The 1,242-nt window shown below is 54.0% G+C and carries 1 protein-coding gene and 1 pseudogene; both read right to left on the bottom strand.

All coding sequences use genetic code 11. The features are described from left to right. Nucleotides 1–109, bottom strand: a pseudogene (locus tag PL599_RS22810) (porin); the annotation flags it as partial. Between the two features lie 615 nt (nt 110–724). After that, nucleotides 725–1,242, bottom strand: a 518-nt coding sequence (locus tag PL599_RS22685; protein WP_271359892.1) for a porin, incomplete at its 5' end; no start/stop codon positions are given.

Below are 1,242 nucleotides of genomic sequence, written 5' to 3'. Positions count from 1 at the left end.
CGTATTCCATGGGCTCAGGCTCAGCAGCGACGATAGCGTCAGCGGCCTGTGCGCCGGATACTGCTGCGAGAGCCGCAGCGGAGCCGATGAGAAGGCTCTTGATGTTCATGGTTGACCTCCAGTCAAACGCTTAATCTTCTAAGCAGCGGGTGGGAAGCACTTCAAAGATGCGTGCCGCTTATGGAGATGATTAGAGCCAAAACCTCCCGCACAGGCAATCGCAATCGTGACAAAAGGAAGACAGTAAGGTGTCCTTAGTTTTTCATTGTTGCGAAATAGCTACAATTCTAACAGACGGGACCCAGTTCGTTAAAAAATCATTAATAAATATTCATTTTCAGCCACTTAAGCGAAAACCAAAAAAAGTCGAAAGACTAGGAACGCACCTAGTTGCCGAAAACTCAGCATTTTCGCGCCACGAAAGATTGTCCAAAAGGCGACTGTACGGGCGGAAAGGAGCTCTTTGGGTCGAGGTGAATCGGGATGAAACATCATTTCTGCTTTCTGCGCCCTGATGTTCGGCAACCGGCCGACTCAGCCCTCCCCGTGGGAATGCGGCCCGTTTCGCCCGAGAAACTCCAGCGTACACCGCAAACAGAGAGGGAATCGCACATCTATGGGCCGGCCCCGATATGCTCCACCCGATTCGCCATTCCTTGAAAAAAGAAAAACCCCGGCATTTCTGCCGGGGTTTCCATCACTGACAATGTCAGATCAGATTAGATTAGAACGCGCGCTGCAGGCGGACGAAACCGGTCCACTGCTCGTTGCCGTTGTCCGGGTCGTAGTAGTTAACTGCAACCTTGGTGGTCAGGCCCTGGGTGATCTTGTAATCGACGGTTACGCCAGCCTTCCAAGCATCATCGTTCGACCAGTCGTTAACGATGTAGTAGCTGGTTGTGGACGTACCGCCGGTAACAGGCACACCTGCTGCGGTGAACGCTGCACCAGTGCCCTTACCGGCAATGTTGCCAGAGTACTGGAAGCCGGGGGTGATCGTCAGGCGATCAGTTGCCTTGATTGCGTATTCGGCAGCAACTGCCCACTCGGATTCAGCGTAGTAAGCGTTTACGCCAGAAGCCCAAACACCAGCAAGACCAAGCGTGCCGGGGCCAATGTCAGCCGTAGCGATGAGGCGGAGAGCGCCTTCTTCCTGGTCTACGTCGTAGCCACCGATGAACTGCAGCGATGCAGCGCCGAGCTTCGCACCGATACCAGCGGAGATACCGACGTTGTTGTCAG

It is taken from the genome of Agrobacterium sp. ST15.16.055 (assembly GCF_027956555.1).
In the GTDB taxonomy this organism is placed as follows: domain Bacteria; phylum Pseudomonadota; class Alphaproteobacteria; order Rhizobiales; family Rhizobiaceae; genus Agrobacterium; species Agrobacterium salinitolerans.
This window is presented reverse-complemented; position numbering and strand designations above follow the sequence as displayed.